Source organism: Waddliaceae bacterium (assembly GCA_018694295.1).
GTDB lineage: Bacteria > Chlamydiota > Chlamydiia > Chlamydiales > JABHNK01 > JABHNK01.
Genome location: JABHNK010000056.1, coordinates 1 through 17,433, shown reverse-complemented (window position 1 = coordinate 17,433; position 17,433 = coordinate 1). Strand labels below are relative to the sequence as shown.

Sequence of the window (17,433 nt, the reverse complement as noted above, 5' to 3'; positions counted from 1 at the left end):
TTATTTTGTTTCTTTGAAGACGACGTGACGCTTCACTGTCTTGTCATATTTCTTGCGCTCGATTCTTCCGGGGGTGTTCGTCTTGTTCTTGATAGTATAGTAGAACTCTGAGCTTTCGGTGCTTTTTAACTTTATATTGTTGCGTTTGCTTGCCATGGTTTATCTCCAAAGATCATGATTTTTCGTAATAATGCATGATTTTAGACGATCACACGATAAAATTCAACATTTTTTCACTAGACCCCATTATTGACCGTTGATCTTGACTTTTATCAAGAATCGCCTGATTTCTGTGTAGTCTTGTGATGTTATGGTTTAGGGTTAGTAGGAATAATGGAAGCTGCTGCTGTTATGTTTAAATAAGTTTGTTCTGGATAATATGGACCAAGAAATTCAGATTGTGCTTTGCATCGCTCAGCAAGCGACGTAGTACAAGGCCTTTTCAAGTATTGTTCCATCGGAGCGCTAGTCAATGCCAACATTTCAATTCTTTCGGCGACGCCTTCCCAGCTGTCAGCGCTAATCTCACCAACGATTTGTATAAGAGTCTCGTTGCTTTCAACAGGCCATCGAATGTGTTCGGGGCGAAAAGGGTGGTCTGATGGCTTTCTTCTTTTAGGCTTGGAAACACGCTCAGATGTAAGAAGCGCTTTGCGCTTTCTTGATGATTTAGTTGGCTCTTTTGTAGCTAGATAAAAATCGTCTTCAATTTTTATTATCTCGAATCCCTCAGGAATCGTTAACGAAAAATTCCCATCTTTTTCAACTAATGTAGAGCCGAGGGGAATTTGTAGATATGTTTTATTTGTTTTGTGATCAAATCTTAATATTGTTCCACTGGGAAAATTGATAATATATTCTTTAGTGTCACCAAAATAATGATATGAAATAGAAAATTCTGACTTGATATCGAAGTCTGTATCTTCAGGAAGCAAGTTTTCGATAGGAATTGTTGACCCCGTAAAAAGATTTTTTCTTGGTTGCTGAAAAGACCCTAGTACTAGTGGCGAAGGAATTCTTGATGTCGGTGAGACAGTTCTAAGAATTATAGTTTTCCTAGTTGTGCGATCTGAGCTTTTGTTAAGGAAAAATCTACTGGCACAGTGCCAAATTCCGGAGACCACTCAGGAACGCTTGCAACAAGACTTTTCCATTGTTTTTCGCTCCAATCAGCAAGGCAAGATAAATTTTTGTCGAAAAAAAGCCCTTGTCTTTGTAGTTCTTCTGCAACTTTTTTCCACTGGTCGGGATGCTTAGAGACAGCAGCTTCAAGCGTAGCTTTATATTCTTCTCGCCGTGCAGTCTGAAAGAAAAATCGTGTTTTCATAATAGAAGTTTTTTTGACGCCTGCAGCTTTTCCAGACTTTACAGCACGTCGGGCAACGCGTGAGGTGCGTTGGTTAGGCGCATTTTCATCGCTACGCGAAAGGCCTGCTAAATCCGCTGAGGCTGCTGTTTCGAGAGAAAATCGCTGCAATCCTATTGCGGCGTCGTCGCGGGAATATACAGAGGTTTTTAAAAAAGATTCTATTGTAAAATTCATAATTTTCCTATTATTTTTTGTTGTAAGTGTTATCGAGGTCTTCGAGGGCCAGACGTGTCATGGGCTCGAGATCGAGGGCGTCGCCCTCTTGTGAATAGTGGTGGTATCCAAGGCCGGCGATCATCGCGGCGTTGTCTTGTGTAAGGGCACGCGCTGGCCAGAATACCGGCGTCTCAGGGAATTTCTTCGCTACGATATCGCGTATGGCGTCGTTATTGGTTACGCCACCACCGAAGACGATGCCGTTGATGTCGGGGTATTTCTCTAGGGCGAGCGATGCTTTTGCGATGATGTCACTGAAAGCAGCTTCTTGGAACGCTGCAGCGACGTGTTTCTTGTCGGATTCTTCGATGATCAGTGGGCTTTTCATCTGCGAGCTTTGACCTTTCACGGTATATAGGACTTTTGTCTTGAGGCCGCTGAAGGAGAAGTCGAAAGGCCTGCCTTTTATCTTGGAAGGCTTGAAGTCGTATCTGCTGGCGTCGCCATTAATGGCGAGTTTCTCGATCTCAGGGCCGCCAGGATAGGGGAGTCCCATTATCTTCGCTGCTTTGTCGAAGGCTTCGCCGATGGCATCGTCGACGGTAGTGCCTATTATAGTATATTCTCCAATGGCGTCGATACGTGCTAGGAAGGTGTGTCCTCCCGAGATGACAACGCCCAGCAGTGGGAATACCAATTTTTCAATAGCAGGCATCATAGCGGCGTAAAGGTGTGCTTCGACATGGTTGACGCCGACGAAAGGCTTTTTTGTGGCGAAAGCCAGAGCTTTTGCGGCGTTGAGGCCGATAAGAAGAGAACCTATAAGTCCGGGGCCTTTTGCTACGGCGAAGAGGCCTATATCGTCGAGGGTGACATTGGCGTCTTCGAGGGCTTTCTGTATAACGGGGATGATGATATCAATATGGTGGCGAGAGGCGAGCTCGGGGACGACGCCGCCGAAGGCATTGTGGATGTCGATCTGCGAAGATACGACGTTAGAGAGTATCTCCACGCCGTCGCGAACTACGGCGCATCCTGTGTCGTCACATGTGCTTTCTATTCCTAATACTAGCGTCATAAAGAGTTTCCTTTATTTGTGGCAGTAATTATACTATAACGAAAGATTTTTATCTATATAATTAGACATAATAATGGGTTAAAAGGAGGTATAGAATATATGATGCCAATAAATAATTTTGTTATAGGGCTTAACACCGAAACATTTGGATGGGGGGATATTGATAGTTTACAGTATGAGAAAGGCTCTTTGGGTTTCAATAATGCAACAAAAATATGTGCGAGAATACGAAGTCAAGCAAAAGCCACAGAGAGACAGCTCGTTGCTTTGGATAAAGAGCTTGATTATAGAGGCGCTCATAGCAACCCTTTTATGAAAGAAGATTTCCGCGTTGTAAGAGATGCGGCGAGAGACCTGATTAAACAGATAATAAGGACAAGGAAGACGACATTAACGGAACATTCCGCTAAAGATATTGAAGGTATCGATGAATGTTGTAATGAAAAAATAAAAGAACTTTTATTCAAGATCGTAGAAGTTTTTGAAAAAGCGTCTTCGTCTTTTGAACAACTAGCAAGCATCCAGGAAGCTTTGTAGTATTACAATGGCGATGCCAATATCTTCATAACGTCGGAGATAGCGACGCCTATCCGCGCCATCCCAAAATCTATCCCTACTATTCTTGTTTTCATAAAAAGCCGTTTTTCTCTTTTTTCACCACAGAGCAAAGAACTCCGAACCCCGAACCCCAATTTTTACCACAGAGCCACGGAGAACACAGAGAGGCGTAGGGCTGGCTAGGGGTTTCACCCCTAGAACCCCGAGGACTTTAAAAAGCTCACCGTTTCATCGCTCACCGTTCAAAAACGGGGGTCTGGGGGAGGCTCCCCCAGCCGAATTCTTTTTACTCTCTGTGCACTCTGTGGCTCTGTGGTAAAAAATTCCTACTCCGAACTCCGAACTAATTTATCATCGAATTAACGAACTCTTTGAACATCGGATGCGGTTCTGTTGGTAAACTCAGGATGATACTGCACGCCAACCATCCGCGGATGCTCTTTTACTTCGGCGATCTCACAGAGGTTGTCTTTTATTATATGACTTGAAACCCTGTTCCCGCCAAGCCCTCATCTATAAACAATTGCATTTTTTCATTAAAAACTTTTTGCGTGTCATAATCCGGCAAAACCAGCTCCCTAGAACAGGTATGACTGCTAGGTAGACTAAACTCATCACCTCTTTTAAGACTGATTGTTATAGTTGTTGTTGGACCTAGCGCTCTACTGCCTGTGACAGCAAGAATAAAATTCGATATACGGTCGGGATGTTGTTGTATCCAAGTTTCCATATGTTTTTTTTCATGTTCATTCACTGATTCACCCACTGATCTCCATGTAAGGGCCTTTATAAGTGATTGGGGCGTGATTGCACCTTCGATGTTATCATGTAATTTTTGTTCTCCACCAGCCACACCGGCGAATTCTTTTAAACGTTCATCCCCTAAGCGCTCATACATACCAATGGCAATAGATTTTATTTTATTTACATAAGCTTTAATGTTTTCATCTTGCAAGACACGCGCTGCAAGCTCTTTGATCGTTAAAGACTCTGGGAGCGATTCTCGCCCTAGGAGGTGTTTTATAAAATCTTTTGTTAGCTTATTTAATCCATCCAAGTTGATGTTCTCGCCATCACTAGAGTTCTCCACGCAGGTTCGTAGAAAATAATAGCCCTCTCTATTTCCCTGAATTGTTAGTATTAGTGAGTCTGGAAGAGGATCTTTTAACTGTTGATAATCGCTCGATGATAATGCCGACAAAATTGTAAATAGTTCTTGAGGCAATGCATTCCCGATGAAACAGCCACTTGTATAAACATATGATAAAAGCTGACCTAATTGTTTAAAGTGCTCCATATTTGTATCGGGCGACGATGCTAATACGATACTACTATCTTCCTTTTCCCTTAGAAGCTGCCCCTTGGCTAGTAATGACGTAAAAATATTGCTTACTACATGACGTCTTAGCCCGCCCGCATCTTGACCGGGAGAAGCCTTGCCGTCCGCGCTGATAAGTGTAACTTCAAATGCGTTGGAACATCTGGCTACTATTGCACTAAGCACGTCTAAAGGGCTTTCGCGTAAAATTGTTTCGTTAATTGCTATAGATGTAGCTTTTCCCAACGAATCTTCAAGTAATAGTAGATTCTCTACTGCCTGCAGAAGATTCGTCTTATCTTCACTGTCCGGCAACGCGCTTACTGAATTGCGAAAAAGTCGTATGGCTTCGTGTTGGTCGTCTGTGCCTGACATTTCCCCTATAGCTGCCGGTATCGCCTGCAGAAGAGGGATAATCTGTGTATACAGTTCCTGTTTATCTTCAATGCCCGGCAACTCGTTTACTGCCTTGAGAAAGGATCGTATGGCTTGGCTTTGGTTGTATGGGTCTGACATTGCCTCTATAGCTGCCGGTAGCGCCTGCAGAAGAGGGATACTCTGTGTATGCAGTGCCGATTTATCTTCACTGTCCGGCAACGCGTTTACTGCTTCGAGAAAGTCTTTTATGATTGCGCTTTGTCTTTTTGGGTCTGACATTGCCATTATAACTGTCGATAGCGCTTGCAGAGGGGGCACTCTATCTTCACTGTTCGGCAACGCGTTTACTGTATCGAGAAAGTATATTATGTATTGGTATTGGTAGTCTTGTCTTGATATGGTCATTATAGTTGCTGTTACCGCCTGCAGAAGAGGCCCCCTATCTTCACTTCCCGGCAACGCTTTTAATGCCTCGAGAAAGGATTTTATGGTTCGGTCTTGTTGATTTATGTCTGATATGTCCCTTATAGCTGCCTGTAGCGCTTGAATAAGAGGGGCAATCTGTGTATACAGTGCCGATTTATCTTCACTGTTCGGCAACTTGTTTACTGCCTCGAGAAAGGATTTTATGGCTTGGACTTGGCATAATGGGTCCGACATTGTACTTATAGTTGCCAGACGGTTGTGTAAACGATGCCTCTTAACTTTAGCGATAGGCCATCGAATTGCGTTTAATGCACGATTAGGCAACCTGGTTATAAAACTCGATATTCTACTACCTCTTGTTGGCAGCTGTATGACATCATGTCCTTGAATATTACCGGTTTGATGTCTTTCATTTCCGACGGAATGTTGATCAGGTAAACCATCTTCTGGTATTATTGGTGATAACGGCATAAAAACTTTCCTCTTCTCTGTTTGTTGCTATATTAACTGACCTTACGCACTACTCTCACTTTATTGGCGTGCTTCAAGGGCGATCTGTTGCGTATTCCTCCTCGTCCATCTCTATCTGAGCTTGGCTCGTCGGAATACTTACATCTCATCCCTTTCGCTACGCCACTAAAGCAAGATTAGCGCGTAACATCAGTTATTAATTTTGGTATAACTATTTAGTTGTTATATTGTCAACTATTTAGACCCGAACACCACTAAAGCAAGATTAGAGCGTAACATCAGTTTATCAGCAGATATTTTTTAGTGGAAATTTTTCAAAGACTGGGCGATTTTTTATTGAACAATGACCTTACGCAATAGCCAATATTGTGAAAAAACTGGGGCAAGATCAACACGTAAGATGAGCTAAAAAACTTTGTAGTATGACGATGGCGCTGGTGACGTCGATGATTTTGGAGCGTTTTTTTCGTGACATATTGGCTTCGCGCATAGCGCGCTCGGCCTGTACTGTAGTAAATCGTTCGTCCCACAATACCACGGGAATTCCCATCTTACTTTCGAGCTGCTCGGCGAAGTGTTTGACTTCGTCGCCCATAAGCCCCAAGGTTCCGTTCATCTTGTAGGGGAGGCCGATAACAACTTTTTCTACGGTGTCGCCGGTGTCTTTCTCGGCTTTACGTATAGTCTCAATGACGCTGTAAACCGTCTTCTCCGAGGGTTTCACTACCTTTACAGTAGCCAATGGCGATGCTATGATCTTCATAACGTCGGAGATAGCGACGCCTATTCGTGCCATCCCAAAATCTATCCCTACTATCCTTGTTGCCATAATTGATCTCATTTTTTTTACGATAGAACCACAAGCCCCAATTTCTACCACGGAGGCACGGAGAGAAAAACAGGCTGGCTAGGGGTTTCACCCCTAGAACCCCGATGAACGCATTCACCATTCACCATTTTTCGTTTCTAACGGGGGTCTGGGGGAGAGTCCCCCAGCAAGTTCTCTTTCTCCGTGAACTCCGTGGCTCCGTGGTAGAAAAATCCTACTCCGAACTCCGAACTAATTTACCATCGCCTTAACAAATTCTTTGAACATCGGATGCGGCTCTGTTGGTTTCGATTTAAATTCCGGATGATACTGCACGCCGACCATCCACGGATGTTCTGGAACTTCCGCTATCTCACAAAGGTTGTCTTTTTTGTATATCCCCGAGATGACAAGACCTTTGTCTTCGAGGGTTTTCTTGTATTCGTTGTTGAATTCGTAGCGATGTCGGTGTCTTTCGCTGATATCTTCCTTGCCATACGCCTCGAAGGCTTTAGTACCTTTTTTCAAGACGCAAGGATATGCTCCTAGGCGCATCGTTCCGCCGAGGTCTTCGACGTTACGCTGCTCGCTTAGCAATGATATCACTGGCGCTGATGTTTTGGCGTCCATCTCCGTAGAGTTCGCTTTCTTTATGCCAGCGACGTTGCGGGCGTATTCTACTACGAGCGCCTGCATCCCTAGGCATATCCCGAAATATGGTATCTTATTCTCTCGGCAGTATCGCGCCGTAAGGAGTTTTCCTTCCCAGCCGCGCGTGTCGAAGCCGCCGGGGACGAGATACCCGTCGCAGCCGCCTATTGTCTCTTCGATAGTTTTGTAGTCTTCGACTTTATGCGATTCGAAGGTCTTTATCTCAAGTTTATAACCTGCATCAGTAGCGCTGTGGTATAGTGCTTCGAATATTGACTTATAAGCGTCACAATGGCGGATGTATTTCCCTACGACGCCGACGGTGACAGTCTTCGACGTGCTTTTCTTTATGGTGTCGACGAGCTTCTCCCAGCTCTTAATGTTGGCAGCACGATCTTTTATGCCAAGGAGCCTGCATATTATGCTATCGGTATTTTGTTTGTGTAGAAGTAGTGGCACCTCATAGACGCTATGTTTTACGTCTATAGCGTCGATGACAGCTTCACGGGGGACATTACAGAAAAGGCTTATCTTCTCTTTGTCGTCGGAAACGAGGGTCTTCTTGCTTCGGCATATTATCATGTCGGGAGATATCCCTATGCTACGCAATGCCTGTGTAGAATGCTGTGTCGGCTTGGTCTTCGTCTCTCCGGCGGCTTCGAGGAAAGGAACATATGTTAGGTGGACGTTTATGCAGTCGTCGCGATTGTCATAGCGAAACTGCCTTATGGCTTCTAAGAATGGCATGGCCTCGATGTCGCCGACGGTGCCGCCGATCTCAACGAGGACGATGTCGATGCCTTTTTCCTGCTTGCTACATGCTTTGATACGACGCTTTATCTCGTTGGTGATATGTGGTATCACCTGTACCGTCTTGCCGAGGTAGTCGCCACGGCGCTCTTTTTTTATTACCGTATCGTATATCTGCCCAGACGTTGTGTTAGAGACTTTCGACAGCGGAGAGTTGGTATAGCGATAATAGTGTCCGAGGTCGAGGTCTGTCTCGGCACCATCGTCGGTGACATATACCTCGCCATGCTGGAAAGGACTCATCGTCCCGGGATCGACGTTGAGGTACGGGTCGAGCTTCATCATAGCGATCTTGAAGCCTTTGGCCTCGAGAAGCGTTCCTATCGACGCTGCCGTTAAACCTTTTCCTAGGGATGATATCACCCCGCCTGTTACGAAGATATATTTTGTCTGCATAATATTTTTTCTACCTTTGTTATGTCTTCTGGGGTGTCGACACCGATACCATCGTCTTCGACGATAGCAATGGCGATGGCGTGCCCGTGTTCTAAAATTTTTAACTGCTCAAGGTCTTCTGCCTGCTGTAATGGCGTCGGCGCTAGCGTGGCGAATTCCTTGAGGAAATGGTATCTGAAGGCATATATCCCCAGATGCTTGTAATATGTCGGTGTTGTGCCTTTGTCGTCGTGGGGGGCGATCTTCCTGCTGAAAGATAACGCCATGCCGTCAGTACCGATGACACATTTTACAACGGAAGGGTCGTCGATGTCTTCTTCGGGAAGTGCCGTCACCGGCGTTGCAACGTCGGCATCGCTGTTGAGGGCATTAACGAGAGCGGGGACGACGCCTTCGCCAAGGAGCGGCTCGTCGGCTTGGACGTTTACGATGATATCGTTGTCGTCAAGGGCTTCGAGGGTGTTGGCGGCTTCGAGGACACGGTCTGTGCCGGTAGGACATTGTTCTGAAGTCATAATGACTTCGCCGCCGAAACCTTTGACGTGGTCGTATATCCTGGCATCGTCGGTGGCGACGAGGAGCTTATCGTAGCAGCCACAGCGTACAGCATTTTCGTATGTTCTTTGTATTAGTGATACCCCGGCGATGAGAGCCAAAGGTTTTCCGGGAAAGCGTGTGCTCCCATATCGTGCCGGAATAATACCTATTGTCTTAAGACTGTTGTCCTTCATGTAACGGTAGTATATGATAAAACGCTCTTGTTTTCAAGAAAAAAATAACAAAAAACAGAAAAAGTGGCTGCAATCAAAGGTAGCAGCGTTAACTGGTCACTGATCACTGACTATCCACCCATATCGGCGAGCTCCAGGCCATATGGTCGTCGTCTTGTGTTACACGGACATAGTAGTATGCGAAGTCAGGCTTGCCTCTTCCGCCGTCGATGGTGACTTTTTCTATCGGCGTCATATCGTCGTAGGTGAACTCGAACTCATCGGTATCGTCGGGTTCGAAGGTTTCGATGACCTTGCCGTTTCTGATTATCTCGATAGTTCTTATTGTCTCGGTGCCGGCGACATAGCCGCTGATGTGTCTGTTGACGGCAAGGCCAGGCTTGTCCTTGGTGTTGATCTCCGATCCCATAGGAGCGCCGACGATTGTGAATCCTAGGATGATATGCTCTCCAGTGGTGGCATAGCATGATCTGTTGAAAAGAGCCTCCATCAAAGAATCGCGGGAGTATTCCTTGGCGATTATAGCAGTAAGACCTGGAGTGTATTGATATTGGTCGCTGTCGTAGAATTCGCCATAAAGGTCTCTGTCGTCGAGACCGCCAGCGACGAAGCCAAAGCGGCAATTGTTTTTCAGGGCTTTTTCTATAGAGCCATCAACGGCCGGCTTGACGCCTTTGCGTCCTTCACAGCCTATAGCTAGAGGGTTTCCTTCTTTTTCTGTACACTCAGAAGATCCCCAGGCGTTGTATATCTCTACGACACGCTCGAATTCGCTGTTGTAGTTCTCGAAATTATAATGATGACCTTTGCCCATAGTAAAAGACGGGACGCTTATTATATCTCCGGGATTGAAGCTTTTGTATATCTTCCGTAGCGTGTTGTTTTTCGTCTCTTTTTTCCTCAGCAAGGCTTTGTTGTCGCCGCTGTAGATTATGTTCCTTATACCTTCTTTTCCTGGATCGCCACGCCATTGGAAGCCCAAGATGTTTACGAACCTGTCGTCTTCGTTGAACTCCGCGACGTTCTGCGATATCAGACGCCATATGTCGTTGGGCGTCTCGTCGAGGTTCTCGAAACACGATGTTGCATAGAAGTTGTAAGCCTTTTCGTCACGGAAATGCCGCAAGCAATTTTCTATGTTCTCTGTAGAGTCGACGCGCTCAGACTCTCCATGGAGAAGCCCCCAGAAAAGATGCTCTTCATTATTTTCTGCGAAGCATTTTATCGGCGGAGAGAAGAAAGACTCTTCAGTCGAAAGGTTGCGAAGCTCTATAGAATAAATTCCGGGCTCGTTGAAATATAAGTTCGGAAGGGTGATGAAACCTGTCTCCGGGATGAAAAGCTTCCAATTGAGGTTCTCCCTGATATGTTTGTACGTCAGCTCGATGAGGGTGTCCTCTGGAGCAAGGCTTGTAAGGTTGCCATGCTCGTCTTCAAAGCGGGCAATGACGTCAAACCTTTTGTTCCTTATAACAAACGAAGGCGTCAATATCCTGATATTTTCTAGGACGTTGCCCTTGATGTCTATAGTGAAAGTCTCAGGGTCTTTGTAGTCGCCTTCACCGGTAGGGTCGACGTATAGCAAAAACGCTCTGCGACGCTGTGCTGTCGTCTGGCATACCGTCCCTGTAGGCTTCTTGCTCTTATCAGAAGAACCTTTGGGGCTGCCAATGACGATCTTGATGGTTTTGCCGGCCTTTAGGTCCGAAGGAAGGGTGAACTCGAACTGCGGGACGAAGCTGTCGGCAACCTCGACCTTCTCCGCGGCGATGGGCTTTCCGTCCTTAAGATAGGCGTATATAATATTGCTCTTGTTCTTAATGTTTACACTAGGAATACCCCAGTCGATGTCCCTGCCAGCACTCATGATATCGAATTTTAACTTCGCGCCAGCATGAAGAGTGGTGCCCGTTGTATAGACGAACTCCCAAGTCGAAACTTCTCCAGCATGAGCAACACTAGGCTCGCAATAACATATAGATCGGCGCATAAATATTCCTCACATAAACGGTTGACTGAATCATAACATTGTATCGTGGTGGACATATACTTTCAAGGACAATAAAAATAGCGTATAGGAATATACTACCACGGAGCCACGGAGGTCACGGAGAACAAAAGTTTAACCCGTGATTGCGACCTATCCTTTGCCAGTTCTTTTTCTCTGTGTTCTCCGTGGCTCCGTGGTAGAAAATCCTATTTCGAATTCCGAGTTCACTAATCCTTGTGTTTTAATCCTTAATGACTTATAATACTTTTTTAAATAAAATTCAAAATTAGGATGTATAAATATGACGGCACCAAGGATTAATGAAGGCCCAGTTATTTTAGAACCGCCAGCGCTTCCAGACGTTACAGCTCTTCCAATAGCTCCTTCAGCTTCTCCAGCAGTCGCAATTCTTTCAGAAGTATCAGCAGCTATTCCAGACGATGCTAGAATAATTAGAATAAGCGGCACAAAACGAAAAAGACTGGAAATTAAACGAGTGGATGATCAAGCCAAGAGATCAAAAGTTTCACGAGTAGCTTTCAAGGAAATAAACGAACGACTATTTTTTATTAAAGGCGAATCTATTGACAGAACTAAGCTCCCCGAGGAATATGAAACTACAGATCTAATAAAAGCTAAAGACAAAATGGAAGAAAAAGTAGGCGCATTTTTTGGCAGGATTGAAGAGCTGGAACAAGCTTTTGAAACTCAAGTTAAAACCTTGGATTTAACTCAAATTGATAATCTGAAAGTGATTTTCGATATGGCTAGGGAAATGAAAATAATTGTTGTGAACCAGCACGAAAAACTTTCTAATGAGCTGATGTCTTTGAGCCCTAAAATAGAAATCACTAGAGATATGAATAAAGGCATAATTAAAAGACTCAAAATTACGAAGACTTTTCGTAAGAGGGAAATTGATAAAAGGATGCGATATGCTGGAATAGAGGCACTCGCTTATAAAAATACTATTGTGGATGTAGTATTAGACCTAGCATCATCGCATCATGATTTAAGCTCAGAGTATTATCAGACTCTTGTTGAGATGCTTGCCTTTGCAATAACTTCGCCAAGAAAAAATGTAATGTTACCAGGAGAAGAGAGCGTTTCAACAAAAGTTGCAAAGGCAGCATTACAGCTAGCATCTTGTCGTAATTTAAGCTCAGATAGTCGTATAAAGATTTCAAAGATTATTATTGACGAGATAAACGCAATGCCATTGCGAGAAAGTAGAATGGATGACATCAATATTCTTTTAAATACATTACCAATATTGGTTAGTGAAGGGTTGGACAACGGCGATCGTTGTCAGATTGTTTCTCCGATTATTTCTTCGCTTCGCGCAGGCGATGTTGATCTCAGGAGAAAAGACTTTCTTTTAACGGCATTGTCGAGATTAATAACTGCCACTAATTTTATTGAAGAATCGCATGGAAAGTTTGCCGATAGTATTATCTCTGTGATTCAAGCACAGATTAAAGCGCAGATTCAAGAGTTGGAACGGGAATCGACCCAAGAATCACGCATACGATTTATTCAAGCAGAGATTAAAAAACTGATTCAAGCAGATTGCGAAAAAACAAAGCGTCAAGCATGGATCGACGAAGCAGGTGTTCAAAGACGGATTCTAGCAGAGATTCAAGAACAGATTACAAAAGATGACAAAGAAGTACCAATTCAACTATGGCGCGAAGAGGCAGAGATTCAAAAACGGATTCTAGCATGGATCGCTGCTGAAGACGAAGACGATGTTGAGCATATTGTAGACGATATTGATCATAGTATAGAGTATTCAAAAAACCAAGACACTCTTTTTAGAGCATTGTTAAGGATGATGTCTAGTTGTCCACCTTCCTATATATCCGGAATTTATACAAAAGTTGCAGTATGCGCTATTGAAGCTATCGAAAATAGTCCCGTATCAGAAAAGAGTAAGCGTGCTGATGAAGACAAACAAAAAGAATTGTTATCAACGATAATAGAGTTTTGCCCAGGTTTTATTTCGGGTGACTACCAAAGTCTTGTCCAAGAAATTTTTGTCGCAATTCAAAATTGTAAACAGCCGGAACGCACAGAGAAAGAAAGGTTTTTTGTAGAGATGTTAACGAAATTATTATTTCGTGATAATATCCCAGAACTTAGCTCCAAAGTCTATAATGAGCTTGCTGTTCATGTTATCAACACTATTGTGTCAGCAGACGAACGCGCCGATGAAGATCGGCAGAAAAAGTTATTATCAAAGCTATTACTTATTCCTGGCTTTATTTCAGAAGACTCTAAAAAAGTTTTTAGGGCGATATTCTATGCAGCTAAAGATTTAAAAAATAATGACAAGCTCGAATTCTTTATAGGATTATTAAATAAACTATTATCAGACAAAAGACTGACGGAAAGTGATAAAAGTTATGCTGATGCTATACTTAATATTTTAAGAGGCGTATTGAGAAGTCTTATCAGACAAAAGACTGACGGAAAGTGATAAAAGTTATGCTGATGCTATACTTAATATTTTAAGAGGCGTATTGAGAAGTCTTATTAAATAGTTAGGAGTCTTCTTATAGCGTATAGGAATAGCGTTGCTATACGCTATAACTATCCGTTATCTACGTGGCGTATTCGATGGTGCGTTTTTCTCGGATTACAGTGACTTTTATTTTGCCGGGGTATGACAGCTCAGCTTTGATGTTGTTGGCGAGGTCGCGGGCGATGTTTATGCTTCCGGCGTCGTCGATCATCTCGGGCATAAGCATTACGCGTATCTCTCTGCCTGCCTGCATAGCGTATGCTTTCTCTACGCCGGGGAATTTGTATGCGATATCTTCGAGGTTTTTCAGCCTTTTTAAGTAGTGGTCGACGGCTTCGACGCGGGCGCCTGGGCGTGCTGCTGATATGGCGTCTGCTGCGGAGCATAATGCCGCTTCTAATGACGATGGGGGAGTCTCTTCGTGGTGGCAGCGGATACCATTGACGATGGCGTCGTCTTCGCCATATTTCTTGGCGATGTCTGCGCCAATATTAGCATGTGACCCTTCGTGGTCGTGGGCGACGGCTTTTCCGATGTCGTGGAGGATACCTATCCTCTTGGCGATGTCGACGTCGAGGCCGAGTTCTGCTGCCATGATACCCATAAGGCGTGACACTTCGATGCTGTGGTCTAGGGCGTTCTGTCCGAAGCTATACCGGAATTTCAGCTTGCCAAGAAGGGAGGCGATCTCGGGGTGTAGATTCAGCGCCCCGCTGCTCATGGCGGCGTCTTCTCCGCTGTCTTTTATCTGCCGCTCGACAGAGTGCTGTGCCTTGGCGACGACTTCTTCGATACGCGTAGGGTGTATGCGACCGTCGGCGATGAGCTCTGTAAGGGCGATCTTGGCGACTTCTTTCCTTACGGCGTCGAAGGTCGAGATAACGACGGCATTGGGGGTGTCGTCGATGATGAAATTCGCTCCTGTGGCATGCTCTAGAGCCCTGATGTTCCTGCCTTCCCTGCCGATGATACGTCCCTTCATCTCGTCGTTGGGAATAGGGACGGCAGCGATAGCAGCATCTGAGACACAAGGTACGGCAAGACGTCCGATGGCAGTGACGATGACTTTGTTGGCCTCACGGTCGGCGTGTTCCTTGGCGTTGTCGACGATGCGGCGTGTTAAGGCGGCAGCATCGTTGTTTACGTTATCTTCAACCTTCTTAAGAATGATGTCGCGGGCCTCGCCACGAGAAACGCCAGCAAGACGCTCGACCTCGGAAGTAACAGACGTTTCACGTTCGGAAAGTCGCGCTTCTTTATCTGCGAGGGATTTTTTGTATGCCGATAGTTGCTCTTCGCGTTTCTCTACGCCATAAACCTTCTTGTCAAAAGCATGGCGTCGATCTTCTAGCTTGTCTTCACGTATGCGTATCCGCTCCTCGGCAACGCGTACGTTTTTGATGTCGTTTTCCAGCTTCTTCTCGACATCTTTGCGGTATTCTTGCTCCTTATGCTTTATGTCGAGTTCGTGCTTATGACGTAATGCTTCGACTTCAAGCTCTGCCTTGCCAATGATATCGTCGGCGAGACGTTGGTATCCACCGGCGGTAAGACGATGGTACACCCATACGGCTATACCTCCCAACACAAACCCTATACTACCTACAATATGTGCCAAAATAATAACCCCTTTTACAGTGACCAGTGATCAATTTTTTTAAACTTTTGTTCTCCGTGCTCTCCGTGGCTCCGTGGTAGTATATTCCTATTTGCTAGTCTTTTCTAAACGCTCTACGCTATTCCTCTACGCTTTCATTGGTGACGATGGGTGGTGTGATGCGCACCTGTTCGACGCAGCGGTCGGAGGACTTCAAGACTTCGATTTCGAAGTTATCGTGGTGGATGACGAATCCCGGCGATGGTATGGTGCCTGACCTGTGGAAGATATACCCTCCGATGGTGTCGTAGTCGCCATCTTGGGGGATATGGAGACCGAGCTTCTCTTCGATCTCGAGGATTGTCATGCTGGCATCGACGATCCAATCGCCATCGGGCTGCATGGCGAAGAGGACTTTTTCGTCGTCGTCATATTCGTCGGCGATCTCCCCGACAAGCTCTTCTAGGATGTCTTCTATGGTGACGATCCCCGACGTCCCGCCGTATTCGTCGACGACGACAGCAAAATGTACCTGTTTGTTGCGGAACTCCTTAAGAAGGCTTGAGACTTTCTTCGTCTCTGGGGCATATAGCGCTGGCTTCATTATCGTATCGACAGGGGCTTCTAGCGAAGCTTTCTCTTTAGAGCCTTCATGGGCGATGTAGTAATTTAGGATGTCGCGGTACATAAGAACGCCGACGATGTTGTCTATGGTGTCACGGTATATAGGTATCCTGCTGTAGCCCTCTTCGTTGAGGAGTTTCGTAGCTTCTTCGATGGTAGTGATGGCATCGAGTCCGAAGATCTTTATGCGAGGGATCATAACTTCGCGGGTGATACGGTCTTTGAAGGTGATAATAGAGGTGATGAGTTTCTTCTCGTCGGCGTCAAGGTCGGCGTTGTCTTTGGCGTCTTCTAAGATCTCGAGGATCTTCTCTTTTACATGTTTTATAGGGGCACCATTTGCCGTTTCGAAGAAAAGAGAACTGCCTGAAGTCAATGAACGCGATACCTTGAAAAATATCCACGAAAGCGGAAGACATATAAACAAAAACATCGAAGCAAGATGCCCGCAAAAGCGTATGACGGCATCATAATGATGCAGTGCCCAAAGGCGCGGAAGTAGGTCTCCGAAGAAAAGGAATACGATAAGACCCGCTACGATATAAAATATTCCTCCTGTCAACGATATCGCCATGACGACGACGCTGGCGGCAAAGCCAAAGCGCATGATATTCTTTGCTAGGAGGGTGCTAAAAAAAAGAGCTTCGAAGTCGTGGTTCTTAGAAAAAAGACGCGCAAGACGGCTGTAGACGAAAAACTTCTCAAGAGCATCGAGGTTCTTCTTAGAACGGTGAAGGCGTATAGCACGGAAAGCACAGCTTACCGCCGTAAGGACGAACGCCCCAGATAAGAAAAATAGTGAAAGAACACCATATGTCAGTGTCACGACTATGCCTCAACAAGCTGTTCTTTGGTGCCCGTAAGAATATGACCTTTACTCTTGACGTTGGCAAGATGACGCTGTTCAGCAACACGCATGGCGATCCTGTCTTTGTTGCTGATATCATCATAACCAAGAAGATGTAACAATCCATGGATGATGTACAACGTCAGTTCTTCATATACGTCGACACCATGCTCAACAGAATATACTATCGCCGTCTCAGGACATACGAAAACCTCGCCAAGAACGCGGTAGTCATCGTCTTCACCGTCGATGGGGAACGAGATACAGTCTGTGGGGGCTGGGTCGTTGAAAAATTGTATGTGCAAACGGCAGATTTCAGGCGTGTCGACGAAATGTACCGCAACCTCGTCGCAGCACTGCTGCTCAAGGGCGATGACATTGCGGACGATTGACGTCACAATTTTTCTGTTTATGACAAGATTCTCTTGTCTGTCGAGTATAGCTATCTCCATAAAGATGTAAACCTCATAATTTCAAGATATTATGGTAGCACAAATAAAATATTTACGCTACATAAAAATAGATAACACGATACGCCTTAGAATACAACAGTAAATAACTGATGTTACGCGAAAATTCTTGTTAGAGAGAGAAAAAGATAAAGCTCTCTATATTGTGGGTGTTGCGCAAGGTAAGTGATAGGCATAAAGATAATATAAAAATCCGGAATATACTACCACGGAGCCTTTTCAATTATCAGT

16 protein-coding genes are annotated in these 17,433 nt (G+C 45.0%); 2 read left to right on the top strand and 14 right to left on the bottom strand.

The window, feature by feature from the left end; genetic code table 11:
• The 4 genes from rpmG to tsaD form a co-directional block, all read right to left on the bottom strand.
• Nucleotides 1–156 carry a 50S ribosomal protein L33 gene (gene rpmG / locus HN980_06300; GenBank protein ID MBT6929081.1) on the bottom strand — a complete coding sequence of 52 codons (156 nt, stop codon included), beginning with the start codon at nt 154–156 and terminating at the stop codon, nt 1–3.
• A 152-nt stretch (nt 157–308) separates the two neighbouring features.
• Nucleotides 309–935, bottom strand: coding sequence for a hypothetical protein (locus HN980_06295; GenBank protein MBT6929080.1), 627 nt, complete (start codon nt 933–935; stop codon nt 309–311).
• Between the two features lie 110 nt (nt 936–1,045).
• Nucleotides 1,046–1,543 (bottom strand): hypothetical protein, encoded by a 498-nt coding sequence (locus HN980_06290; protein ID MBT6929079.1) that lies wholly within the window; start codon nt 1,541–1,543, stop codon nt 1,046–1,048.
• Nucleotides 1,544–1,553: 10 nt separating this feature from the next.
• The gene (gene tsaD / locus HN980_06285; GenBank protein MBT6929078.1) at nt 1,554–2,603 is read right to left on the bottom strand and encodes a tRNA (adenosine(37)-N6)-threonylcarbamoyltransferase complex transferase subunit TsaD; all 1,050 of its coding nucleotides are present in this window, start codon (nt 2,601–2,603) and stop codon (nt 1,554–1,556) included.
• A gap of 99 nt (nt 2,604–2,702) precedes the next feature.
• Here tsaD and HN980_06280 point away from each other — a divergent pair, with 99 nt between their 5' ends.
• Nucleotides 2,703–3,140, top strand: a complete 438-nt coding sequence (locus tag HN980_06280) for a hypothetical protein (protein MBT6929077.1) — start codon at nt 2,703–2,705, stop codon at nt 3,138–3,140.
• 2 nt (nt 3,141–3,142) lie between these two features.
• Here HN980_06280 and ruvX (HN980_06275) read toward each other — a convergent pair whose 3' ends face one another.
• The 7 genes from ruvX (HN980_06275) to HN980_06245 all read right to left on the bottom strand — a co-directional run bounded on the left by ruvX (HN980_06275) (nt 3,143) and on the right by HN980_06245 (nt 11,140).
• Entirely contained in the window at nt 3,143–3,235 is a 93-nt protein-coding gene (gene ruvX / locus HN980_06275; GenBank protein ID MBT6929076.1) for a Holliday junction resolvase RuvX, read from the bottom strand.
• A 285-nt stretch (nt 3,236–3,520) separates the two neighbouring features.
• A complete protein-coding gene (locus HN980_06270; protein MBT6929075.1) occupies nt 3,521–3,640 on the bottom strand; it encodes a hypothetical protein in 120 nt (39 codons plus the stop codon).
• Nucleotides 3,637–5,754 (bottom strand): hypothetical protein, encoded by a 2,118-nt coding sequence (locus tag HN980_06265; protein MBT6929074.1) that lies wholly within the window; start codon nt 5,752–5,754, stop codon nt 3,637–3,639. Before HN980_06265 ends, HN980_06270 begins: the two co-directional genes overlap by 4 nt.
• 388 nt (nt 5,755–6,142) lie before the next feature.
• The gene (gene ruvX, locus HN980_06260) at nt 6,143–6,595 is read right to left on the bottom strand and encodes a Holliday junction resolvase RuvX (GenBank protein ID MBT6929073.1); all 453 of its coding nucleotides are present in this window, start codon (nt 6,593–6,595) and stop codon (nt 6,143–6,145) included.
• A gap of 219 nt (nt 6,596–6,814) precedes the next feature.
• Nucleotides 6,815–8,419: a CTP synthase gene (locus HN980_06255; GenBank protein MBT6929072.1), complete on the bottom strand. Its 1,605-nt coding sequence runs from the start codon at nt 8,417–8,419 to the stop codon at nt 6,815–6,817.
• Complete coding sequence (gene kdsB, locus HN980_06250; protein ID MBT6929071.1) at nt 8,395–9,150, bottom strand: 3-deoxy-manno-octulosonate cytidylyltransferase; 756 nt, start codon at nt 9,148–9,150, stop codon at nt 8,395–8,397. Before kdsB ends, HN980_06255 begins: the two co-directional genes overlap by 25 nt.
• A gap of 103 nt (nt 9,151–9,253) precedes the next feature.
• Nucleotides 9,254–11,140 carry a DUF3604 domain-containing protein gene (locus tag HN980_06245; GenBank protein ID MBT6929070.1) on the bottom strand — a complete coding sequence of 629 codons (1,887 nt, stop codon included), beginning with the start codon at nt 11,138–11,140 and terminating at the stop codon, nt 9,254–9,256.
• Between the two features lie 301 nt (nt 11,141–11,441).
• On the opposite strand from HN980_06245, the gene HN980_06240 reads away from it, so the two are divergent.
• Nucleotides 11,442–13,619: a hypothetical protein gene (locus tag HN980_06240; protein ID MBT6929069.1), complete on the top strand. Its 2,178-nt coding sequence runs from the start codon at nt 11,442–11,444 to the stop codon at nt 13,617–13,619.
• A gap of 124 nt (nt 13,620–13,743) precedes the next feature.
• Here the strand turns inward: HN980_06240 and rny are convergent, their stop codons facing one another.
• From rny to ybeY, 3 genes are all read right to left on the bottom strand, one after another.
• Nucleotides 13,744–15,288, bottom strand: a complete 1,545-nt coding sequence (rny, locus tag HN980_06235; protein ID MBT6929068.1) for a ribonuclease Y — start codon at nt 15,286–15,288, stop codon at nt 13,744–13,746.
• A 112-nt stretch (nt 15,289–15,400) separates the two neighbouring features.
• Entirely contained in the window at nt 15,401–16,717 is a 1,317-nt protein-coding gene (locus tag HN980_06230) for an HlyC/CorC family transporter (protein MBT6929067.1), read from the bottom strand.
• Nucleotides 16,714–17,184, bottom strand: coding sequence for an rRNA maturation RNase YbeY (gene ybeY, locus HN980_06225; protein ID MBT6929066.1), 471 nt, complete (start codon nt 17,182–17,184; stop codon nt 16,714–16,716). The genes HN980_06230 and ybeY overlap by 4 nt, the downstream gene beginning before the upstream one ends.
• Nucleotides 17,185–17,433: the final 249 nt, after the last annotated feature.

Bases quoted from the DNA above. Each gene is read 5' to 3' on its own strand.
- HN980_06290 (MBT6929079.1), bottom strand. From the start codon at position 1,543: ATGAATTTTACAATAGAATCTTTTTTAAAAACCTCTGTATATTCCCGC.
- kdsB (MBT6929071.1), bottom strand. From the start codon at position 9,150: ATGAAGGACAACAGTCTTAAGACAATAGGTATTATTCCGGCACGATAT.
- ruvX (MBT6929076.1), bottom strand. From the start codon at position 3,235: ATGAAAACAAGAATAGTAGGGATAGATTTTGGGATGGCGCGGATAGGC.
- HN980_06245 (MBT6929070.1), bottom strand. From the start codon at position 11,140: ATGCGCCGATCTATATGTTATTGCGAGCCTAGTGTTGCTCATGCTGGA.
- HN980_06240 (MBT6929069.1), top strand. From the start codon at position 11,442: ATGACGGCACCAAGGATTAATGAAGGCCCAGTTATTTTAGAACCGCCA.
- ybeY (MBT6929066.1), bottom strand. From the start codon at position 17,184: ATGGAGATAGCTATACTCGACAGACAAGAGAATCTTGTCATAAACAGA.
- ruvX (MBT6929073.1), bottom strand. From the start codon at position 6,595: ATGAGATCAATTATGGCAACAAGGATAGTAGGGATAGATTTTGGGATG.
- tsaD (MBT6929078.1), bottom strand. From the start codon at position 2,603: ATGACGCTAGTATTAGGAATAGAAAGCACATGTGACGACACAGGATGC.
- HN980_06265 (MBT6929074.1), bottom strand. From the start codon at position 5,754: ATGCCGTTATCACCAATAATACCAGAAGATGGTTTACCTGATCAACAT.
- HN980_06280 (MBT6929077.1), top strand. From the start codon at position 2,703: ATGATGCCAATAAATAATTTTGTTATAGGGCTTAACACCGAAACATTT.
- rpmG (MBT6929081.1), bottom strand. From the start codon at position 156: ATGGCAAGCAAACGCAACAATATAAAGTTAAAAAGCACCGAAAGCTCA.
- HN980_06255 (MBT6929072.1), bottom strand. From the start codon at position 8,419: ATGCAGACAAAATATATCTTCGTAACAGGCGGGGTGATATCATCCCTA.